Here is an 18,620-nt window from a genome sequence, read left to right on the forward strand (position 1 = left end):
CNNCNGAGTCGAAGCCGAGCATNTGCTTGTTCTTCTCGAAGAACTCGGCGATAGAGATCTCACGTTGGCTCGCCGCCAACTCCTCGGCGATCCCTTCGTCGGCACCGAGTTCCGCCTGGAACGATGTCATGCTATGGGGGCCTTTTCGCCGGGGAGAGTATAACCTGTTTGGCTGCAGGTGCCGTGATGGTCGGTCGCTCCGCGCGCGGGCGTGCGGGAGCTTTATCCCCGGGGGATACTTAGAGAATCGTAGTTCAATGGCAGACGAAAGTGACTACGGGGCCGGGCAGATCCAAGTCCTCGAAGGCNTGNAGGCTGTCCNGAANCGNCCNGCGATGTATATCGGNTCGACNGACACGCGCGGCCTCCATCATCTCGTCTACGAGGTGGTCGACAACTCCATCGACGAAGCGCTTGCGGGCTACTGCGACACCATCGAGGTGACCGTCCACGAGGACGGCGCCGTCTCGGTCAGCGACGACGGCCGCGGCATCCCGGTAGACACACACGCCGAGTACGACCGACCGGCGCTGGAGGTCATCATGACGGTGCTCCACGCCGGCGGCAAGTTCGACAAGGAGTCGTATCAGGTGTCCGGCGGNCTCCACGGCGTCGGCGTCAGCGTCGTCAACGCGCTNTCNCAGNNGNTGCAAGTCGAAGTCAAACGCGACGGCCATCTCTGGAAACACAGCTTCGATCACGGCGAACCCGAACCCGACGCCTTCGAGCAGGTCCGGCCGCTCGAAGCCGACGAGGAAACCGGGACGACGATTCGCTTCTGGCCCGACACGGAAATCTTCGAGACGACCGATTTCACCTACTCGACGCTCGAAAACCGGCTGCGCGAACTCGCCTTCCTCAACTCCGGCGTCGAGATCACCCTTGCCGACGAACGCAGCGACGAAAGCGAGGTCTTCCGCTACGAGGGCGGCATCAGAGAGTTCGTCGAATACCTCAACGAGACGCGGACGCCTCTCCACGAGGACGTCATCTATTTCGACGACGAGGAAAACGACATTCAGGTCGAAATCGCCATTCAGGCGACCGACGAGCTCCAGGGCTCGATCCACGCTTTCGCTAACAATATCAATACCCGCGAGGGTGGTACCCACCTCACTGGATTCAAGACCGCGCTCACCCGCGTCGTCAACGACTACGCCGACGACCACGACCTCANCNCCGANNTCGACGAGAACCTCAANGGNGAGGACNTCCGCGAGGGGCTCACGGCGGTCNTNTCGNTNAAACACCCNGACCCGCAGTTCGAGGGNCAGACNAAGACGAANCTCGGCAACAGCGAGGTTCGTGGCATTGTCGAGAGCGCGACTCACGAACACCTTCGCACCCATCTCGAAGAGAACCCTGACACCGGGAAAGCCGTCGTCAACAAGGCCGCAGAGGCGGCCCGCGCCCGCAAAGCCGCGAAGAAGGCCGAGGAGCTGACCCGCCGAAAATCGGCCCTCGAATCGACTGCCCTCCCCGGCAAACTCGCGGACTGTCAAACGCGCGAACCCAGCGAGAGCGAGCTGTTCGTCGTCGAGGGCGACTCGGCCGGCGGCTCGGCCAAACAGGGCCGCGACCGGCACAATCAGGCGATCCTCCCGATCAAGGGGAAGATCCTCAACGTCGAAAAACACCGGCTCGACCGGATTCTCGAAAACAACGAGATCCGCGCGCTGATCACCGCCATCGGCGCGGGCGTCGGCGAGGAGTTCGATATCGAGGAGACCCGGTATCACAAGATCATCCTGATGACTGACGCCGACGTGGACGGCGCGCACATCCGAACCCTCCTGCTCACCCTCTTGTACCGCCATATGCGCCCGCTGATCGAGGCTGGCTACGTCTATGCGGCCCAACCGCCGCTGTACCGCGTTCGCTACCGGGGCAACACCTACGACGCGATGACCGAAGCCGACCGCGACCGCATTATCGAAGAGAAATGCAACGGCAACCCCACACAGGTCCAACGGTTCAAGGGTCTCGGCGAGATGAATCCCGACCAACTGTGGGAGACGACGATGGACCCCGAAAACCGCATTCTCAAGCGTATCACCATCGAGGACGCCGCCGCAGCCGACCGGATGTTCTCGGTGCTGATGGGCGACGCCGTCGAGCCACGGAAACAGTTCATCAAAGAGCATGCGACCGACGCCGAATGGGTTGATATCTAATGAGTGCTGATCTACCTGACGAGCCCGACGTCGACGCTGCACGCATCGAAACCGCCCGGATCGAAGACGAGATGGAGCAGTCNTACATCGANTACGCGATGTCGGTCATCGNNGGGCGNGCNCTNCCNGANGNNCGCGACGGTCTCAAACCCGTCCACCGGCGCATCCTGTATGCGATGCATGAAGCCGGCGTTTCGGCTGGCTCGGCTCACCGCAAGAGTTCCTCCATCGTCGGCGAGACGATGGGTGATTTCCACCCCCACGGCGACAGCGCGATCTACGACNCNNTNGCNCGGATGGCNCAGGACTTCTCGNTNCGNTANCCGCTGNTCGACGGGCAGGGGAACTTCGGCTCCGTCGACGGCGACCCGCCGGCGGCGATGCGGTACACCGAGGCNCGGATGGCNCCNNTCGCCGAGGAGNTGCTNGCCGACATCGANNAGGACACTGTCGACTTCAGCGCGAACTACGACGACCGCCTCCAAGAGCCCGACGTACTCCCGTCGGCGTTCCCGAATCTTCTTGTCAACGGCTCCTCCGGTATCGCCGTCGGGATGTCGACGAACATCCCGCCGCACAACCTCGGCGAGGTCATCGACGCCACAGTCCATCTGATCAACAACCCCGAAGCGACCGTGGAGGATCTGATGGACCACGTCAAGGGGCCGGATTTCCCGACCGGAGCCAACATCGTTGGCCGCAGCGGCGTCCACTCGGCGTACAAAACAGGTCGCGGTCGCGTCCGCGTTCGCGCCGAATTCGAAGTCGACGAGGAGGACGGCCGGATCGTCATTACCGAACTCCCCTTCCAAGAGAACAAAGCTCGTCTCGTCGAGCGCATTGCCGACGACGTCAACGAGGGCAAACTGGAAGGCATCCGTGACCTCCGTGATGAGTCCGACCGCGACGGCATCCGCGTCGTCATCGACCTCAAACGCGACGCGATGGTCGATGTCGTGAAAAACCAACTGCTCGAAAGCCATCTCGAATCGACGTTCGGCGTTATCAACCTCGCCCTCGTCGATGGCGCGCCGCAGGTACTCGATCTGCGCGAGACGATCAAACACTACCTCGATCACCGACGCGAGGTCGTCCGCCGTCGCTCCCAGTACGAACTCGACGAAGCCGAAGATCGCGCCCACATCCTCGAAGGGCGGCTGACCGCGCTCAACAACGTCGACGATGTGGTCGAGACGATTCAGGACGCCGAGGACCGCGACGCCGCGAAGGCCGCGCTCCGCGAGGAGTTCGACTTCTCGGAAGATCAGGTCGATCACATCGTCTCGATGCAGCTCGGTTCGCTAACCTCGATGGAGGCCCAAGCGATCAAAGACGAGTACGAGGATGTCCAAGCGCGCATCGAGCGACTCGAAGAGATCCTGAACAACGAGAGCGAACTGCTGGGTGTCATCGAGGAGGAACTGCTCGAAATCAAGGACGAATATGACGACGAGCGACGGACCTCCTTCATCGAGGACAGCGACACCGTCGCCCACGAGGACCTCATTCCCGAGGAAGATATCGTCGTCGCCATGTCCGAGGACGACTACATCAAGCGGATGCCGCTGTCGACGTTCTCCGCGCAGAACCGCGGCGGCAAGGGAATTATTGGAACGGATCTCAAGGAGGGCGATTCGGTCTCTTCGGTGTTCGTCGCCAACACCCACGACTACCTGCTCTGTTTCACCAACTACGGGCAGATCTACAAACTCCGCGGGTTCCAGATCCCCGAGATGAGCCGCACGGCCCGCGGCAAATCCGCGGTGAACCTCCTCGATCTCGATGACGGCGAGGAGCTAACCGCCGTCGTCAACACCGACGATATCGAGATTGAGGAGGGCGACGCCGACCGGTATCTGACGATGGTGACACGGGACGGCTACATCAAACGTACCGGCGTCGAGGACTTCCAGAACATCCATACTTCCGGCATCCGTGCGATCCGGCTGGAAGACGGCGACGAACTCGTCGATGTAGAGGTCACCGACGGCGACCGCTCGCTCGTGGTAACGACGACCGGCGGCATGTCGATCCGCTTCGCCGAGAGCGACGTGCGAGCGATGGGCCGGAGCGCGCGCGGCGTCCGCGGAATCGACCTGCAGGACGACGATACGGTCGCCGGCGTCGCCGCCGTCGATACCGACCGTCACAGCTGGGTGCTGACGGTTACCGAAAACGGCTACGGGAAACGCTCCGATATCGAGGACTATCGCGTCCAATCCCGTAACGGCAAGGGCCTAATCGACATCAAAACCGAGGGCCGAAACGGCCCGGTCTGTGCGATGGAGACCGTCGGCCCGGGCGACCACCTCGTCGTCATGAGCGAGTCCGGCCAGATCATGCGCACGCCGGTCCAAGACCTCTCGATCGTCGGCCGCAACACGATGGGCGTGATCGTGATGGATATCGACGAGGCCGACCGCGTCGCCTGTCTCGACGTGATCCCACGCGAGATGGTGACCGACGAATCCGAGGCCGACGTGGATCTTGATGCTGACCCCGAAGCCACGACTACCAGCGACGACTAACGAGTGAAACAGTTTCCAACAACACCATCGGTTGCCGACGCCCCCGACGACTTGCTGTCGGGCCATCTCTGGATTCTCGAGTTGATCGATGGCCGACCGCTGCGGTTTCAGCTACAGGACTCGGGACTCCTTCGCGTCGGCGACGCTGGCACTGTTTACGACGATCCCGATGCCGCGCCGCTACCGCTCCAGCGGGCAGTTCGCCACATCCGCGAGTCGCTGGACCGCGAGACACTCAGAGCCGCCGTTGACGACGTAGAGCAGGTCACGTTCTTCGGCGTTGCAACCACTCGGGAGTCGACACCCTACGAACTTGATTTGATGCCGTCGTTCCTCGGCACCGAGGTGTGGTCGGCTGATAGCCAGGCGTTTCGTCCGCCCGGTGCGGCTGATGGTATCTTCGGACGGCTCGGGCTCGATCCGATCAACACCTTCGAGCGCGAGTATCATGCTCGGGATTTCGCCGTCGACTCGTACGAAATCCCACAGTCGGCGTGGTACGACGGTCCGGCCGCGGGCGTCGTCATCCGGAACAAGCAGGGCCAGCGCGGGAAACTCACGAACGACGCTGTCGAGACCTCCGACGATGAACAGCCAAGCGACCGAACAGCCGACAAACTCACCGAAACCCATGCCACAGCCGACGAGGTAAAATCCGTGACAACGACGCTTGAATCGGCGGGCCAGCCGGTGACTGTTGACGCCGTCACTGACAGACTGCTGGAAACAATCGGTCGGAAGCATCCCACACAGGTCACTGGCAGCGGCAGCGTTGACACCGACACGTTGCGATCAGCCATCGCCAGTCGCGTCCAGCAACTCTTAGAGCAGTAACACCGGTCACAGAATCCGTTTACCGAGCGCGCTGGCGGCCAACTCCGTCGCAAGCGCGGCCGTCTCGTTGGATTCGTCGAGTACCGGGTTCACCTCAACGAGATCCAGCGAGCGCAACAGCCCGCAGTCGGCGACCCGCTCCATCGCAGCGTGGGCCTCGCGGTAGCTCACGCCGCCGCGAACCGGTGTCCCGACGCCGGGGGCCTCGCCCGGATCGAGCCAGTCGAGATCGAGGCTGACATGGAGCGCGTCTACACCGTCGGTCGCAGCCGCCAGCGCGTCGTCAGTGACGGCGGTGATGCCGCGTTGATCGATTTCCGACATAGTGAACACGCTGATTTCGCTGTTCGCGATGAGCTCTTTTTCGGGTTCATCGACGCTCCGCAGGCCGACGAGCGCGAGGTTTTCCTCTCGGAGGCTGGGGGCATTGGCCCACTCGACGGCGTCGAACGCGCCGATTCCCAGCAGGGCCGCCAGCGGCATTCCGTGGACGTTGCCCGACGGCGACGTTGCCGGCGTGTTGAGGTCGCTGTGAGCGTCGAACCAGACCGTGCCGATATCGGCGTCTCGTGCCGACCCTCGAACGGAGCCGATAGCGACCGAGTGGTCGCCACCGAGGACGAGCGGGAGGTGTCCCTCGGTCAGCGTGGCCGCGACCTCATCAGCCAGCCGGCGACAGACTGCCTCCGTTTCGTTGAGGAATTTCGCGTTGCCGCTGGCCGGCGGCGTCGTGTCCGGATCGCAGACCTCGGCTCGCGGGGCGTCGATGTCGCCGACGTCAAGCGGTATCACGTCGGCCGCCTCCAGTTGCTCGGCGAGGCCGGCATAGCGGATCGCCGACGGCCCCATATCGACGCCGCGTCGGTTCGCGCCGTAGTCGGTCGGCGCGCCGATGATGCGCACGGACTGTTCCATAGCTGTCAGGACACAGCCGAGTCACTTAGCCGTATCCGCTGGTGCTGCCACGCTGCTGCCGATTCGACTCGGAATTCGTTGTTGCTGGCTAGATTTGAGAGCTTTTGTTCGGATGCGCCGAAGAAATCTCATCGAAACAGAAAGTCGAGTTCGGAAACTAAATCCTTCCTAGTCTTCCATCGGATTTATCAACGGTCCCGTTGAACGATGAGGCATGTCATCAATCGAACTAACGCCGAGTCAGAAAACGATTCTGACCGCACTGACTAACCTCCACCGCGAAACCGAAGACGCGGTGAAAGGCGAGGANATCGCCGAGGANGTNGANCGNAACCCGGGGACGATNCGCAACCAGATGCAGAGCCTGAANGCNCTNCANCTNGTCGAGGGNGTNCCGGGCCCGAAAGGCGGCTATAAACCGACGGCCGACGCCTACGAAGCGCTCGATGTCGACCAGATGGACGAACCCGCCTCGGTTCCGCTCCACCACGACGGTGAGGAAATCAGCAACGCGACCGTCGAGAGTATCGACCTCTCAAGCGTCCACCATCCGGAACTCTGTCGCGCGGAGATCCACCTACAGGGCTCGATCCGCGATTTCCACGAGGGCGACGAGGTCGTCGTCGGCCCGACGCCGCTATCGAAGCTCAAAATCACGGGGACGCTCGACGCCAAAGACGATACGAACAGCATCCTCATCCTCGAAATCGACGAGATGGTCGCGCCGGCAGAAGACTGAGAGTAAGTCGCGGAGTCGTTTTTCTCGCCTGCGTCTACATATCGCTCCACGCGTTGACCGCGCGCTTCACGCTCGTCACATCGGCGATCCAGCGGCAGGCGATTCCTTTCTTGAGGGCTTTCGCCGGCAGTCCGCCAAAGGTGTTGATCGGGACGCCCATCACGTCGTGGGCGACGGCATCCTCGCCGACCGAGATGACCGTTCCTTTGTCCTTGTGTTTCCACGATTTCAGCGGCGCGCCGCGGACGGCCCGCGCGAGGTTCTCGCCGGCGACTTCGGCAGCCTGCCAGGCGGCCTGTGCGGTCGGCGGGGCTTCCTCATCGCCGCCCTGATCGACGAGTGCGGCGTCGCCGATGGCGAAAACGCGGTCGTCGCTGGTCTGGAAGTCAGACTCCGAGTAGACGCGGTTCGAGCGGTCGTCTTTGTCGAGGTTCGTGTCGGCGATCTCTTCGCGGCCAGTGATGCCGCCGGTCCACACCAAAACGTCGTAGGGCATCGATTCGTCCTCGCCGAGATAGACGGTCTCCTCGTCGACCTCCGAGATGAAGTCGCCGGTGAGGATCTCTACGTCACGCTCTTGGAGGCGTTTCTTGAGCGCGCCCTGCACGCGAGGGTCATTACCCGGGAAGATTTCGTCGAGGCCCTCGACCAGCTTGATATCCATCGGCGTCCGGGTGTCGTCGCGGTAGCCGGCGATCTCGCCAGCCGTCTGAATCCCCGAGAGGCCCGCGCCGCCGACCAGCACTTGGGCGGGGTCGCTCTGGGTGGCGTCCTCGCCGGCCTCGCGGATCGCTTCGTGGATCTCGCGGGCGTCGTCGAGGCTTTTCATCGTCAGCGCGTGTTCTTCGAGGCCGTCGATCCCGAAGAAGGCGGTCCCGCTACCGAGGGCGACCAGCAGGTAGTCGTACTCGACGGATTCGCCATCGCGGAGGTCGATGGTTCGCTCGTCGGTGTCGACGCCGGTGACGCGGTCGCGGATGAAGTTCGTGGCGGGCGATTTGATCTCATCGACCGGGATCGCTACCTTCGATTCGGCTTGTGGATTGCGAATTACGCGGTGGGTCTCATGCAGCACGAGGTGGTAGTCGTGTTCCGAGATCCACGTGAGTTCGGCCTCCCCGTCTTCGATCTCGTCTTCGAACGATTTGACCGTCCCAGCACCGGCATAGCCGGCCCCGATAACGACGACGTGGTCTGTCATACCCGCCACTCGGCGGCCCTCCGATAAAGCGGCTTTGGAACAGTGACGACACGGGTCGCCGACACCGACTCAGTCCAGTGAGAGGCCCGGATGCCAGTGGTCGACGCCGGCCTCGCGTTTCGCCGCATCCATCTCCGCCAGCAGGGCGACCGCAAGGCTCGCCGTCTCGGCGGCACGTGACGCGCCGATCGTCTCGAAGACGCCGGTCTCACGGTTAGCGTAGACGGTACAGACCGCGCCGGCCCGCAGCCCGTAGATGTTCGCCAGCGTCAGCAGCGTTGCGGCCTCCATCTCGATGTTGGCGACGTTGGCCGCCTTCAGCGTCTCCAAGAGGTCGTCGCTGCCGGGGGCTTCATAGCCCTCGAAACCGGGTCGCGCTTGGCCGGCGTAGAAGCTGTCGGTGCTGAGGGTGACGCCGACGTGGTACTCGTGACCCAACCGCTCGGCGGCGGCGATGAGGGCGTTGACGACTTCGTAGTCCGCGCTTGCCGGGTACGTTTCGTCGATATACTCGCTGCTCGTTCCCTCTTGGCGCATCGCGCCGGACGTGATGACGAGGTCGCCGACGACGATATCCGGCCGGACCGTCCCACAGGAACCGACCCGGATGAACGTCTCACTCCCGACGCGGGCGAGTTCTTCGAGAGCGATGGCGGACGAGGGACCGCCGATCCCGGTCGAAGTGACCGATATCGGTGTTTCTCGGTAGCGACCCGTCGCCGTCCGGTACTCCCGATGGCTGGCGACCGTTTCGGCGGTATCCCAAACCGCGGTGATCTTTTCGAGGCGGTCAGGGTTCCCTGGTAAGAGAACGCTGTCGGCAACGTCGTCGGCCGTGACTTCGAGATGGTACTGCCGGTCGGTGTTGGGGTCCTCGCTGTCGGCTATCTTGTTCTCCGCATCGTCAGCGTCCGTCATTCCGATCCACCTCTCCGTTCGGCGGCAGCGAGTGTGTCTTGTGAGATGGTGTTCGGCAGCAACTCGCCGAGGGTGTACTCTGTGGCTTCGTCGTCGCCGAGATCACAGACGATGGGGAACGATTCCGCACAGAACTCCGCCAGCGTCTGCCGACACATCCCACAAGGAGTGACACCGTCGCGGGCCGCCGAGGTGACGGCCAGCCTTTCGAAATCTGTGTGGCCGGTTTTCACTGCCTCGGCGATAGCGACTTCCTCAGCATGGAGGCTGTTGGAGTAGTTGGCGTTCTCGATATTGCAGCCGACGAACACGCTGCAGTCGGCGGTTCGGAGGGCCGCGCCGACGCGATAGTCGGAGTACGGAACGTGGGCGTTCTCCAGTGCCGCCCGCGCCCGCTCGATGAGTGGCTCGACCATACCGGGTGCCCACGACCGACGGCCATATAGCTTGGTCGGCAACGGGGCCTGAGGTTGCGGCGGTGCTTTCGAGTAATAATATTTAATTAGCAGGCGTCACATGGGTTTGACATGACCGAGATCGACTCCCAGACGCGGTACGATGGGCTGTTGGCAGCGATGCCCGCGTCGGTGGCCGGCGGCACCGCTGCGGGGGTGTGGCTTGCGATTCCGCTGCGACTCGGCATCGGAATCGGCGGCCTGCTCGCTGCACTGTTGGTAGTCCTCTCGCTGTTCGTCGTCTCGCCGCAGTAATTCGCTCTCCTCGCTGTCGTCGTCAACAGACGGAAAGCCTCTAAGCCGCCGGTCGCGTAGGATGGGTGTGACCGAGACGGACGCCGCTTCCGGGGAAGTATTCGGCCGCCAGATTCTCATAGCGTTGGGTGTGGGGATGATCCTGCTGGGAGGCGTTCTCGGGTTCATCGTCGGCGCGAACGGCGGCGCGACGGTGCCGGAATTGCTGATCCTTGGGATTCTGACCGTGCCGGTGACGCCCGGCGCGATGGGCCTCTACGGAATGGCTGTCGTTGGGCTCGCACTCGGCGGACTCTACGTCTTGATCTCGCTGGCCTCACGGTACGACACTGACGCGGGGTGAGTATGACACCGACGGGAGCGAGAGCCAACCGTTTTTGCGACGCGGCACCGAGCATAGGGTATGGTACAGCCGACCGGGACTGCCGAGGGAGCCGACGACGAGCCCACGGCCGGGGAGTCGCCCGGCGACGACGGCGTCGCGCCCGAACTCGACTCCTCGGGCCGCAACCGGAAACGCGCCGTGCTGTACGCCCTACCCTTCTTCGCGCTGGGGATCGGCAACGCGACGCTGATTCTCGTGTGGGGGATCGATCCTTTGTGGGCCTTCGCACAGCTCCCGCCGATCCTGTTTACGACCGCACTCACGTATCTGGTCTTTAGTACGGACTTCCTCGACAATCGGTAGCTGTTATTTCTGCGATCGGCGACGCCGCTCTCACCAGGACCGCTCTCGTCAGGAGCCGGTATCGTACTTGTAGGTCGCCGAGTCAGCGTCGATCCCGAAATCCGCTGCCGTTTCCGGCGGCTCCTCGTCGCCACCGTTGTCTGCTTCGGCGTGTTTGAACGCCTCCCGTAGCCGCGGCGGCATCTCGAAGCCGTCGGTGGCGATGACGCGGGCCACCACCTCGCCGGCGAGTCGGTCGTCCTTGCGTTCCAGTCGGCCGGCGAGTGCGGCCGGGAGCTCAGCGCGGTCGCGTTCCTCGAAGCCGAACTGATCGAGATAGCCGGGCTGGTCGGTCAACACGTAGACGGTCTCGAACCCTTCGTCGCCGGCTTCCGCGATCAGTCGCTCAACCACGTGCGCGCCCACGCCCTGTCCGCGCCACGATTCCAGCACGCCGATCCCGGTCAGTTCACAGACATCGGGGTCACCGGCGTGGATGCGGAGGCGGCCGAAGCCGACGCGCTCGTCCGACTGTTCGTCGACCGCGAGTACGTAATCCCGCGAGCGGAAGGCCTCGTCGTCGAGCCCGATGGACTCGATCTCCGCCAAGAGCCACGCCTCGTCTCTGTTTTTCGCATCGCGGACGTACATAGGTGAGGATAGATTCTCGGGTGGATTAAACGTTCCCCGGCGGGGTCGTCGCGGCGGCAATCCTCCGTCTATTACGGGGAGATTATACCGCTACGGGAGCTATCGATCGCATGAAACAAGTCGTGCCGCTCGTGGAGTTGGGACTACGATGAAACCGAATCACGTCGATTTCGGTGTGGATCTCACCTATGGCCTGCTGATCTTCCTCGCGGTCATCCTGCTGCTCGTCGTCGGCACACAGACCGGCGTCGCCTTCGGGCTCGGCGTCCTGCTGTCGTATCTCGTCCACGTCGTCTGGAAGATGTCGCGGTTCGATCCCGACTGGATGACCAGAGAGGTGGCCGACGTTGTCGAAAAAAGCGTCGAGGAGACCGTTGAGGAAGAAGTCGGCGACACCGTCGAGGAGACGGTCGGCGAGACAGTTGAAAAAGAGGTCGCCGAAAGTGTCGAGAAGAGCGTCGGCGAGACGGTTGAGAAGGAAGTCGCCGAGAGCGTCGAGAAAAGCGTCGGCGAATCCGTCGAAAAGGAAGTCGGCGAGAAGGTCGAGGAAACTGTTGGCGAGAAAGTTGAGGAGACGGTCGGCGAGAAGGTTGAGGAAACGGTCGAGGAGACTGTGGGCGAAAAAGTCGAAGAAACGGTTGAACAGACAGTCGGCGAGAAGGTCGAGGAAACTGTTGGCGAGAAAGTTGAGGAGACGGTCGGCGAGAAGGTCGAGGAAACAGTCGGCGAAACGGTCGAAAAAGAAGTCGAGGAAACCGTCGAGAAGACCGTCAGCAAGGAGGTCTCGGAAGTTATCGACAAACTCGAATCGATCAACGACCGGGTCGATCGCCGGCCGAAAACCGAGGAGGTCGAACAGACTGTCGAGGAGAAGACGGCCGAACTCGAAGGGACCGAAGCGGCTGATGACGACGCGGACAGCGACTCGGACGACGCTGACGACGCCAGCGACGGTTCCACGCGGTCGTAACCGACTGTCCCCGCAGCCGCCCTACCGCGGCAGCGAGGCGATGACTGCCGGGACGCCGACGGCCATTGTTGCCCCAAAAACGAGTGCGGAGCGGAGCCACTGCCCGCGCACCGCGGTCGCCTGTTCCTCGTAACTCTGCCCGCCGGCCCGTGGCAACACGAAATGGGCGAAAAAAGCGTAGATGAAGCCGACGACGACAGCGACCGCCAGCAGGTGTGACAGCAAGTCGACCCCGACGACCATTAGCAACGGCGGGAACTCGACGCTGAAGCCCGTGAACAACACGGCGTACAACAGGCCGGCGAGCGCGCCCGCGAGGTGGTGGACGATCATTGCCTCCGGGAGCCGCACGTCCGCAAGCGGCTGCCGTGTCACCACCGACGCGGCGATGTAGGCGGGCACGAAGCCGTCGGGCTGGCGGCTCATCGGCCAGTCCATCACGACGGCTGCCAGCAAGCCGACGACGACGCCGACGATCAGCGTGGCTCCGGCCGAGAGGTCCATACCAGCCCCGCCGAGGCTCAGCGGTTCCATTACTGGCCTCCACGGCCGCAAGCGGTATATAAGCACGTCAGACAGCGGGCCACTCGACTACCGCCCATCGGCAGCATCGCTACTCGGTCGGTTCGTCGTCGACGACGAGCGTGTGGTCAACGAGGGTGTCGATAGCGCGCCGGAGGCGTTCGGTGACGGCCTGATCTGAAATCCCTAACTCCGCGGCGAGTTCCTTCGTCGAACAGCCACGCGGGATGTCGTAGTAGCCCATTTCCACGGCCAGCGTGAGGGCCTCCCGCTGGGGGTCGCTGAGCCCGTACCACGGGCCGGAATCCGGCTTCGTCGGGTTGTAGACGCGGGTGACCTCCAGCGTCACCTCTTTGTCCTCGCAGTGGGCGGCGAACTCAGTGAGCTGTTCGTGGGTCGGAAACCGGAGTTCGAACTCCCACGTCTCGGGGGTGCCGACCGCGCTCAACAGCTGGCCGTCGTGGTCGGTGATCCCCCGGAAGACAGCGTCGTTGGTGGCGTCCCAATCGAGGGTAAACAGCGTCCGGTCGTCGAAGCGATCGATCGCCGTCGCGGCGGAGACGGCCGGATGCGATTGGATAGTCTCGACGAAGGAATCCCGCGTCGAATTGTGAATCCAAAACAGCGGCACCGTCGCTCTGCCGGTGGGGATGAGGCTTTCGAGTTCGATAGACGAGGGGCCATCGACGGTGAGAATCCGCCCTAGCTCGAAATCAGCCGCGGCGACCAGGAGTTCTGCGATGACACTCATTCGGTAGTCCTGTTTTCAGAGTTTTTAATGACGGCATAAAACACGGTGGCATGGTCTATCATGGATGGTCGCGTTCGAGGGGGAATCTCGGCAGATATGATGTCTGACTGTTGTTTCTAATGAGTCAACAGGCTTAGACGATTCGGTGGTCAGCATGGTCTACCACCCATCTCGATTACCTGTTGTGGACCGAAACGACTGGTATGGCGACTGTCATGGAGTTCACGAGTCCGGCAGCCGAGTTCCCGCTTGGAACCGTCTTCGAGAACCTGCCGGCGGTGACAGTCGAGTTAGAGCGACTGATTCCCCACCAAGCGTCGATTATCCCCTATTTCTGGGTTCGGGGGGCTGAAGTCAGCGATATCGAAGCCGCCTTCGAGTTTCACCCGGGCGTGAGCAACATCAAATCCATCGACAGCGTTGACGACGAGCACCTGCTGCGTGCCAACTGGGACCGGGAGTACGTCGGCGTGTTGAGCGCGCTCACCGAGACGAACCTCTTTGTCCTCTCGGGTGTCGGCACCAGCGAGGGCTGGCGGTTCGAGGTCCGCGGCGAGGACCGCGAGGAGATCAGCGAGTTCCGAACCTACTGCCAAGACAACGACATACAGATCGATATCACTGCCGTCCACGCGTTGCTCCCGGTTCAGGGAGCCGGCTACGAGTTGACCGACACCCAACGCGAGGCTCTCGTACTCGCCTACGAGATGGGCTACTTCGACTCGCCGCGGGTGGCGTCGCTGTCGGATATCGCCGACGAACTCGACATCTCCCAGCAGTCGCTGTCCTCTCGGCTTCGCCGCGGCCACCGTCGGCTCATCGGCGCGACGCTCATTCGGGAGTAATCGGCGTTCGTCCACAGCAGCGAAGCTACAGCGGCAACGCTGTTATCGCGCCCATGAAGGCGACGTTGAACTGCGCGAGGAGGATCACGAGGATCGCTCCCGGCACGCCGAGGACAGCACAGATCAACAGCGTCAACACCGATATCTGAACCCCGAGTCCGATCGCGTTCGCTATCAGGAGGAGGATGAGCCCGACGATGGCGTTGGCCACCAACGCTCGAATGGATACCATAGCCGCCCTACCGGCTCACGGGGTTTCGTTAGGCGTCGCATACGACCCAGTCGTGTGACTTCCCCCGACGCTATTCCTCGGCCCACAGTCGGTAGCCGACGACGCCGAAGCCGACAACCGTGAGCAGCAGCCGTTCACCCGACTGAATGACGTGGAAGATCCGTTCGACGTTCTCGGGTTCCTCGCCGCGGGAGGGATCGACGCCCGTGTAGTAGTGGGTGTTCTCGGTCGTTCCTTCGACGGTGCCGCCATCGGGGCTGAGATCGATGAACGTCTGGATGATTCCCCGCTCGCTGGAGACGAGTAATTCCCCGGAGAAGTCGTAAAACCGGTCCTGAAGCGGCCACAAGAGATTGACGCCGTTGACGACGCCGTCGTAGAGGCTGTGGGCGAAAATGACCGCGAAGAGACTGACCCACGCGACTCGAATCCCGTACTCGCCCCACCGCGTGCCAACCCACGACTCCTCCCGCCAGTAGACATCCCACACTAACAGCAGAGCCAACGCGGTCGGCAACACGATCGAGTGGAGATACGCACGGTGGGCTCCCGAAATCCAAATCCCGATGAGCGTGTCGAGATCCGGCACCGCGCCGACCGCCATGACCGTCAGGATCGCCCGGCGGTCGAAGTAGCTGCCCAGCAGGGCCGTCCCGACCAGCCCGGCGACGGCGACGTGAACCAGCGTCGATGGCATACGCCGGATACGACCAGCACCGAGAAGGCGGTTTCGGCTAGCCGACCCCAATCTCTGATCGACGAAACCTATTTTCCCCACTGTCTCCGAGTTCTCGTATGGTTCTCCCGCTGCGGATGGGGTGGCGGCACCTGCTGTTCGAAAACTGGCCGATCGAGCCGGCGGTGATGGACGCGCACCTGCCCGAGGGGCTCTCGCCCGACACCTTCAACGGTTCGGCGTGGCTCTCGACCGTCCCGTTCACCAATGTCTCAGTCCGGCCGAAAGGCCTGCCTGCGTCGCTGGGGGTGGGGCTGCCGGAACTCAACCTCAGAACCTACGTCACCCGCGATGGCGTTCCCAGCGTCTACTTTTTCAGCCTCGACGCACAGGGGGTCGCCAGCGTGCTCGGCGCGCGGCTGTTTCACCATCTGCCGTACTATTACGCTCGCATCTCCTTGGAGTGGAACGACGGTCACGTGCAGTTCAAGAGTCGTCGGCTGCATCCCGGCGACCGACCGGTACACTATGAGGGTAGCTACTGGCCGACCGGCGAACCGTTCAGCGCGCCAGATGATCCCTTCGCCGAGTTCCTCGTCGAGCGGTATCGGTTCTACACGCAAGCACAGGACGGCTCGTTCCGCTATACCGACGTGTCCCACGATCCGTGGACGCTGTTCCCCGCGGCGGCCGATATCGAGACCGACACGCTGCTATCGAGTCACGGGTTCGCTACGCCCGATGCGGAACCGGTGTACTACTACAGTCCGGGATTGAACGTCGAGGCGTCGCGGAGCCACCACGTAGAGTAATCGGGCGGCGGCGATCAATCATCACAGCTGCATTCCTGAGAGAGTGCTGCGGTTTCGGCGACATGGTTGTGTACCGTCACCGCGAGGTCGAACATGGCGGTCGCGTGCTGGGCGGCGGCTGCGGTGCCGCGGGTGCGGGCGACTTCGCGGTTCTCGCGGTGGAGGCGTTTGAGCCGTTGGGCCGTCGTCTCGCTGACGAGGCCGAGTTCAGCGGCTCGCCCGAAGGCCTTGGCGCGGCCCGCCCGCGAGTTCCCGATTGTCTCGCCGCGGCTGCGGGCATAGCTCTCAAGGGAGTGTTCGATCGCCGCAAAGGAGAGTTGGACGACGCTGGCGTGGTAGCCGCCAGGCTCTCGGAGCGAGCGACAGGCCGACAGCAGCCGGCAGGCCGTCCGGAGTTGGACCACCGCGGTCTCGGTATCGCTCGGATCCAAAGCAGGCTCGAACGAGAGCGACTCCGGCGGCGCGTCGAAGGCGTCGCTCGCCCGCTCAAGGGCATTCCGGAGCGGCTTCGGATCCTCACTCATCGGCTGCTCGACCCCGTCGGTGTCGGTGCTGCTGGCAGACGCTGCGATGGTTGCATGGCGGAAGGTGCTCCCGACGCCGGCAAATTTCTTTGGGCGATGAGGTGGTCGGCGGGTGACTTTTTCCCGCCGGGGCCGGTAGATGAGGCTGCAATGGTACACAAGAAGGTCACCCTCATCGGCAAAAGCTCCGACAGCTTCGACGCCGCCGTCGACGACGCTGTCGATCGCGCACTGGATACCCTCGAAAACGTCCACTGGATCGAGGTCGAAGAACTCGGCGTCGAACTCGCTACCGTCGAGAATCGGGAGTATCAGGCGGAAGTCGAAGTCGCCTTCGAACTCGAATAGTCCACACACGACCATCCTTGGCCCCCTCGTTTTGCGGCGGTTTACTGCCGACAAACCTGACTGGCTGGTTAAAAGAGACTGTCAGTCGTCACCGCGCCGACGACACTGAACACGGCGGCGACGCTGATCGCACGGAACGTGACAGCCAACCGCTCGGCGGCCGCTAAATCCGACAGGAAGAGGTCCGGCGCGGTGATCGCAAACGCCAGCCCGCCGACGGAGCCGTAGGCGACGATCATCACCGAAATGAACCGGACGGGAACGCCCACGATTGCGGCCTCCAGCCGTGGATCGCGGTCGTTGTCGGCGCCGTAGAGGCCGCCGTAGCCGATCGCCATCACCGAGCCGACGAGGACGAGGCTGTGGAACACCGTCATGTTCCGTGCGAGCAGCCACACCTCCTCGGTAACGACGAACGGCCCGGCCAGCAGGAACCCGCCGACGATCTGTTGGGCCGTATCGGCGAGTTTGTGCTTCCGCCGCTCCTTCATACCCGTCCACTGTGGGGTCAGCACAATACTCCTTTGGATTGCTATATAGCCGACCACCAACCGACTCGGCCGCGTGGGTTACACCTGTGTTCGCAGGATCGCCGCCTCTTCCGGTGATTGATTCGCAAAATTACAGATGTAGAGCCACTCGCCGTCGGGGCCGAACTCGACATCCGAGGGGAAGACGAGACCGTCGTCACCAGTCGCAACGGTCAACGGCTCGCCGCTGTCGGCGACTCGCACCACCCGGTTTAGGCTATTCGCCGCGACGTAGACGGCTCCATCCGCTGCATCGATCCCGTCCGCGCCGGCGAGTTCGCTGCCCTCGGCGAACAGCGTCGTCTCGCTCGCGCTCCCATCGTCGGCGATTGACGCCCGGAGGAGTCGGCCGCTGTCGTTCGGGGCTTGGGTGACGGCGATGTAGATCGCGTTGCCGTCCCGTGTGATTCCGTTGGCACCGAAGCCGTCGGTATCGAGGCGGTCGTCGTCGAGCCACGTCGACCGCCGCTCGCCGTCGATCGCCTGTGCCCCATCAGTGATATCGACCGCGTAAACGACGCCGCCGAAGGATTCGGTGACCAGCAGTCGATCGCGGCTGCTATCGACCACGATGTCGTTGGGAAAGCCACCGATCGAGACGAGCTGTGAGGGGTCGCTGTCGGGCGGGACTTCCCAGACACCACCCTGTTCATCGTCAGTCGGGACAGTGACGTAGACGGTGTCGTCAGGCCCGGTCTCGACGCCGATTACCTCCGGAAGCGAGGCGACCTGTTCGGTATCGTCGAGCGTAAGATCGGACTCGCCCAGTTGTTCCTGCGGGAGCCGGCGAAGTTCGCCGTCGGTGATCCCGAACAACAGGTTTCCCTCGCTGTCGAAGGCCATGTTCTCCGGCACCGGCTCGCCCGGAATCGAGACGACGGGTTCGACGCTCGACTCGGTGCCCTCCTCGTCTTCGGTTGTATCGTCCGTCGATCCCGAACAGCCGGCCAGTCCGCCGATACCGACAGCGAAACCGCTTGCGAGCACACGGCGACGTGTGCGACGATAGCGTTCCATACCGCGGTTTCGTCATGGCACTCACTTGAAAACTCCGCCACGAATTGTTTCTCTGC

At 63.0% G+C, this 18,620-nt stretch carries 22 protein-coding genes and 2 pseudogenes (1 of these 24 cut by a window edge); 11 read left to right on the plus strand and 13 right to left on the minus strand.

Going from position 1 to position 18,620, the window contains the following annotated elements:
* Positions 1-130 (minus strand): annotated as a pseudogene (locus EGH24_RS11685) (DNA topoisomerase VI subunit B); it reaches 2,318 nt to the left of the window's first position.
* Positions 131-257: 127 nt separating this feature from the next.
* Between EGH24_RS11685 and gyrB the strand changes: the two are divergent.
* The 3 genes and pseudogenes from gyrB (at position 258) to EGH24_RS11700 (ending at position 5,536) form a co-directional block, all read left to right on the plus strand.
* Positions 258-2,174: pseudogene (gene gyrB / locus EGH24_RS11690) on the plus strand (DNA topoisomerase (ATP-hydrolyzing) subunit B).
* On the plus strand, positions 2,174-4,702 hold the full coding sequence (gene gyrA, locus EGH24_RS11695) for a DNA gyrase subunit A (protein ID WP_142980322.1): 2,529 nt from the start codon (positions 2,174-2,176) through the stop codon (positions 4,700-4,702). The pseudogene gyrB and the gene gyrA overlap by 1 nt, the downstream one beginning before the upstream one ends.
* A gap of 3 nt (positions 4,703-4,705) precedes the next feature.
* Entirely contained in the window at positions 4,706-5,536 is an 831-nt protein-coding gene (locus EGH24_RS11700; protein ID WP_142980323.1) for a hypothetical protein, read from the plus strand.
* A gap of 6 nt (positions 5,537-5,542) precedes the next feature.
* On the opposite strand, the gene rocF is transcribed toward EGH24_RS11700, so the two are convergent.
* Positions 5,543-6,451, minus strand: a complete 909-nt coding sequence (gene rocF, locus EGH24_RS11705; RefSeq protein WP_142980324.1) for an arginase — start codon at positions 6,449-6,451, stop codon at positions 5,543-5,545.
* A gap of 214 nt (positions 6,452-6,665) precedes the next feature.
* On the opposite strand from rocF, the gene EGH24_RS11710 reads away from it, so the two are divergent.
* Positions 6,666-7,190 (plus strand): Rrf2 family transcriptional regulator, encoded by a 525-nt coding sequence (locus EGH24_RS11710; RefSeq protein WP_142980325.1) that lies wholly within the window; start codon positions 6,666-6,668, stop codon positions 7,188-7,190.
* 34 nt (positions 7,191-7,224) lie between these two features.
* On the opposite strand, the gene EGH24_RS11715 is transcribed toward EGH24_RS11710, so the two are convergent.
* The 3 genes from EGH24_RS11715 to cdd all read right to left on the minus strand — a co-directional run bounded on the left by EGH24_RS11715 (position 7,225) and on the right by cdd (position 9,725).
* Positions 7,225-8,391 (minus strand): NAD(P)/FAD-dependent oxidoreductase, encoded by a 1,167-nt coding sequence (locus EGH24_RS11715; RefSeq protein WP_142980326.1) that lies wholly within the window; start codon positions 8,389-8,391, stop codon positions 7,225-7,227.
* 69 nt (positions 8,392-8,460) lie between these two features.
* On the minus strand, positions 8,461-9,309 hold the full coding sequence (locus EGH24_RS11720) for a nucleoside phosphorylase (RefSeq protein ID WP_142980327.1): 849 nt from the start codon (positions 9,307-9,309) through the stop codon (positions 8,461-8,463).
* Positions 9,306-9,725, minus strand: coding sequence for a cytidine deaminase (cdd, locus tag EGH24_RS11725; protein ID WP_142980328.1), 420 nt, complete (start codon positions 9,723-9,725; stop codon positions 9,306-9,308). Before cdd ends, EGH24_RS11720 begins: the two co-directional genes overlap by 4 nt.
* A gap of 111 nt (positions 9,726-9,836) precedes the next feature.
* Between cdd and EGH24_RS11730 the strand changes: the two genes are divergently transcribed.
* The 3 genes from EGH24_RS11730 to EGH24_RS11740 all read left to right on the plus strand — a co-directional run bounded on the left by EGH24_RS11730 (position 9,837) and on the right by EGH24_RS11740 (position 10,707).
* Positions 9,837-10,019 carry a hypothetical protein gene (locus tag EGH24_RS11730; RefSeq protein WP_142980329.1) on the plus strand — a complete coding sequence of 61 codons (183 nt, stop codon included), beginning with the start codon at positions 9,837-9,839 and terminating at the stop codon, positions 10,017-10,019.
* Between the two features lie 67 nt (positions 10,020-10,086).
* The gene (locus EGH24_RS11735) at positions 10,087-10,362 is read left to right on the plus strand and encodes a DUF7520 family protein (RefSeq protein WP_142980330.1); all 276 of its coding nucleotides are present in this window, start codon (positions 10,087-10,089) and stop codon (positions 10,360-10,362) included.
* A 60-nt stretch (positions 10,363-10,422) separates the two neighbouring features.
* Complete coding sequence (locus EGH24_RS11740; protein WP_142980331.1) at positions 10,423-10,707, plus strand: hypothetical protein; 285 nt, start codon at positions 10,423-10,425, stop codon at positions 10,705-10,707.
* A 48-nt stretch (positions 10,708-10,755) separates the two neighbouring features.
* Here the strand turns inward: EGH24_RS11740 and EGH24_RS11745 are convergent, their stop codons facing one another.
* Complete coding sequence (locus tag EGH24_RS11745; RefSeq protein WP_142980332.1) at positions 10,756-11,337, minus strand: GNAT family N-acetyltransferase; 582 nt, start codon at positions 11,335-11,337, stop codon at positions 10,756-10,758.
* 148 nt (positions 11,338-11,485) lie between these two features.
* On the opposite strand from EGH24_RS11745, the gene EGH24_RS11750 reads away from it, so the two are divergent.
* Positions 11,486-12,307, plus strand: a complete 822-nt coding sequence (locus EGH24_RS11750) for a hypothetical protein (protein WP_142980333.1) — start codon at positions 11,486-11,488, stop codon at positions 12,305-12,307.
* A 21-nt stretch (positions 12,308-12,328) separates the two neighbouring features.
* Here EGH24_RS11750 and EGH24_RS11755 read toward each other — a convergent pair whose 3' ends face one another.
* The gene (locus EGH24_RS11755; RefSeq protein ID WP_142980334.1) at positions 12,329-12,841 is read right to left on the minus strand and encodes a hypothetical protein; all 513 of its coding nucleotides are present in this window, start codon (positions 12,839-12,841) and stop codon (positions 12,329-12,331) included.
* A gap of 79 nt (positions 12,842-12,920) precedes the next feature.
* On the minus strand, positions 12,921-13,580 hold the full coding sequence (locus tag EGH24_RS11760; protein WP_142980335.1) for a helix-turn-helix domain-containing protein: 660 nt from the start codon (positions 13,578-13,580) through the stop codon (positions 12,921-12,923).
* A gap of 203 nt (positions 13,581-13,783) precedes the next feature.
* Here EGH24_RS11760 and EGH24_RS11765 point away from each other — a divergent pair, with 203 nt between their 5' ends.
* Entirely contained in the window at positions 13,784-14,425 is a 642-nt protein-coding gene (locus tag EGH24_RS11765; RefSeq protein WP_142980336.1) for a helix-turn-helix domain-containing protein, read from the plus strand.
* A 25-nt stretch (positions 14,426-14,450) separates the two neighbouring features.
* Here EGH24_RS11765 and EGH24_RS11770 read toward each other — a convergent pair whose 3' ends face one another.
* The gene (locus EGH24_RS11770; RefSeq protein ID WP_142980337.1) at positions 14,451-14,657 is read right to left on the minus strand and encodes a pro-sigmaK processing inhibitor BofA family protein; all 207 of its coding nucleotides are present in this window, start codon (positions 14,655-14,657) and stop codon (positions 14,451-14,453) included.
* Between the two features lie 70 nt (positions 14,658-14,727).
* Positions 14,728-15,354, minus strand: coding sequence for a metal-dependent hydrolase (locus EGH24_RS11775; RefSeq protein WP_142980338.1), 627 nt, complete (start codon positions 15,352-15,354; stop codon positions 14,728-14,730).
* Positions 15,355-15,452: 98 nt separating this feature from the next.
* Between EGH24_RS11775 and EGH24_RS11780 the strand changes: the two genes are divergently transcribed.
* Positions 15,453-16,145, plus strand: coding sequence for a YqjF family protein (locus tag EGH24_RS11780; protein ID WP_142980339.1), 693 nt, complete (start codon positions 15,453-15,455; stop codon positions 16,143-16,145).
* 14 nt (positions 16,146-16,159) lie between these two features.
* On the opposite strand, the gene EGH24_RS11785 is transcribed toward EGH24_RS11780, so the two are convergent.
* The gene (locus tag EGH24_RS11785; RefSeq protein ID WP_142980340.1) at positions 16,160-16,669 is read right to left on the minus strand and encodes a hypothetical protein; all 510 of its coding nucleotides are present in this window, start codon (positions 16,667-16,669) and stop codon (positions 16,160-16,162) included.
* Positions 16,670-16,819: 150 nt separating this feature from the next.
* Here EGH24_RS11785 and EGH24_RS11790 point away from each other — a divergent pair, with 150 nt between their 5' ends.
* Entirely contained in the window at positions 16,820-17,017 is a 198-nt protein-coding gene (locus EGH24_RS11790) for a dodecin (RefSeq protein ID WP_142980341.1), read from the plus strand.
* A gap of 68 nt (positions 17,018-17,085) precedes the next feature.
* On the opposite strand, the gene EGH24_RS11795 is transcribed toward EGH24_RS11790, so the two are convergent.
* On the minus strand, positions 17,086-17,508 hold the full coding sequence (locus tag EGH24_RS11795; protein WP_142980342.1) for a DUF2391 family protein: 423 nt from the start codon (positions 17,506-17,508) through the stop codon (positions 17,086-17,088).
* Positions 17,509-17,586: 78 nt separating this feature from the next.
* Positions 17,587-18,564, minus strand: coding sequence for an SMP-30/gluconolactonase/LRE family protein (locus tag EGH24_RS11800; protein WP_142980343.1), 978 nt, complete (start codon positions 18,562-18,564; stop codon positions 17,587-17,589).
* Between the last annotated feature and the right edge of the window lie 56 nt (positions 18,565-18,620).

Origin of the sequence: Halonotius terrestris, assembly GCF_006861665.1 — an archaeon.
Lineage (GTDB): Archaea > Halobacteriota > Halobacteria > Halobacteriales > Haloferacaceae > Halonotius > Halonotius terrestris.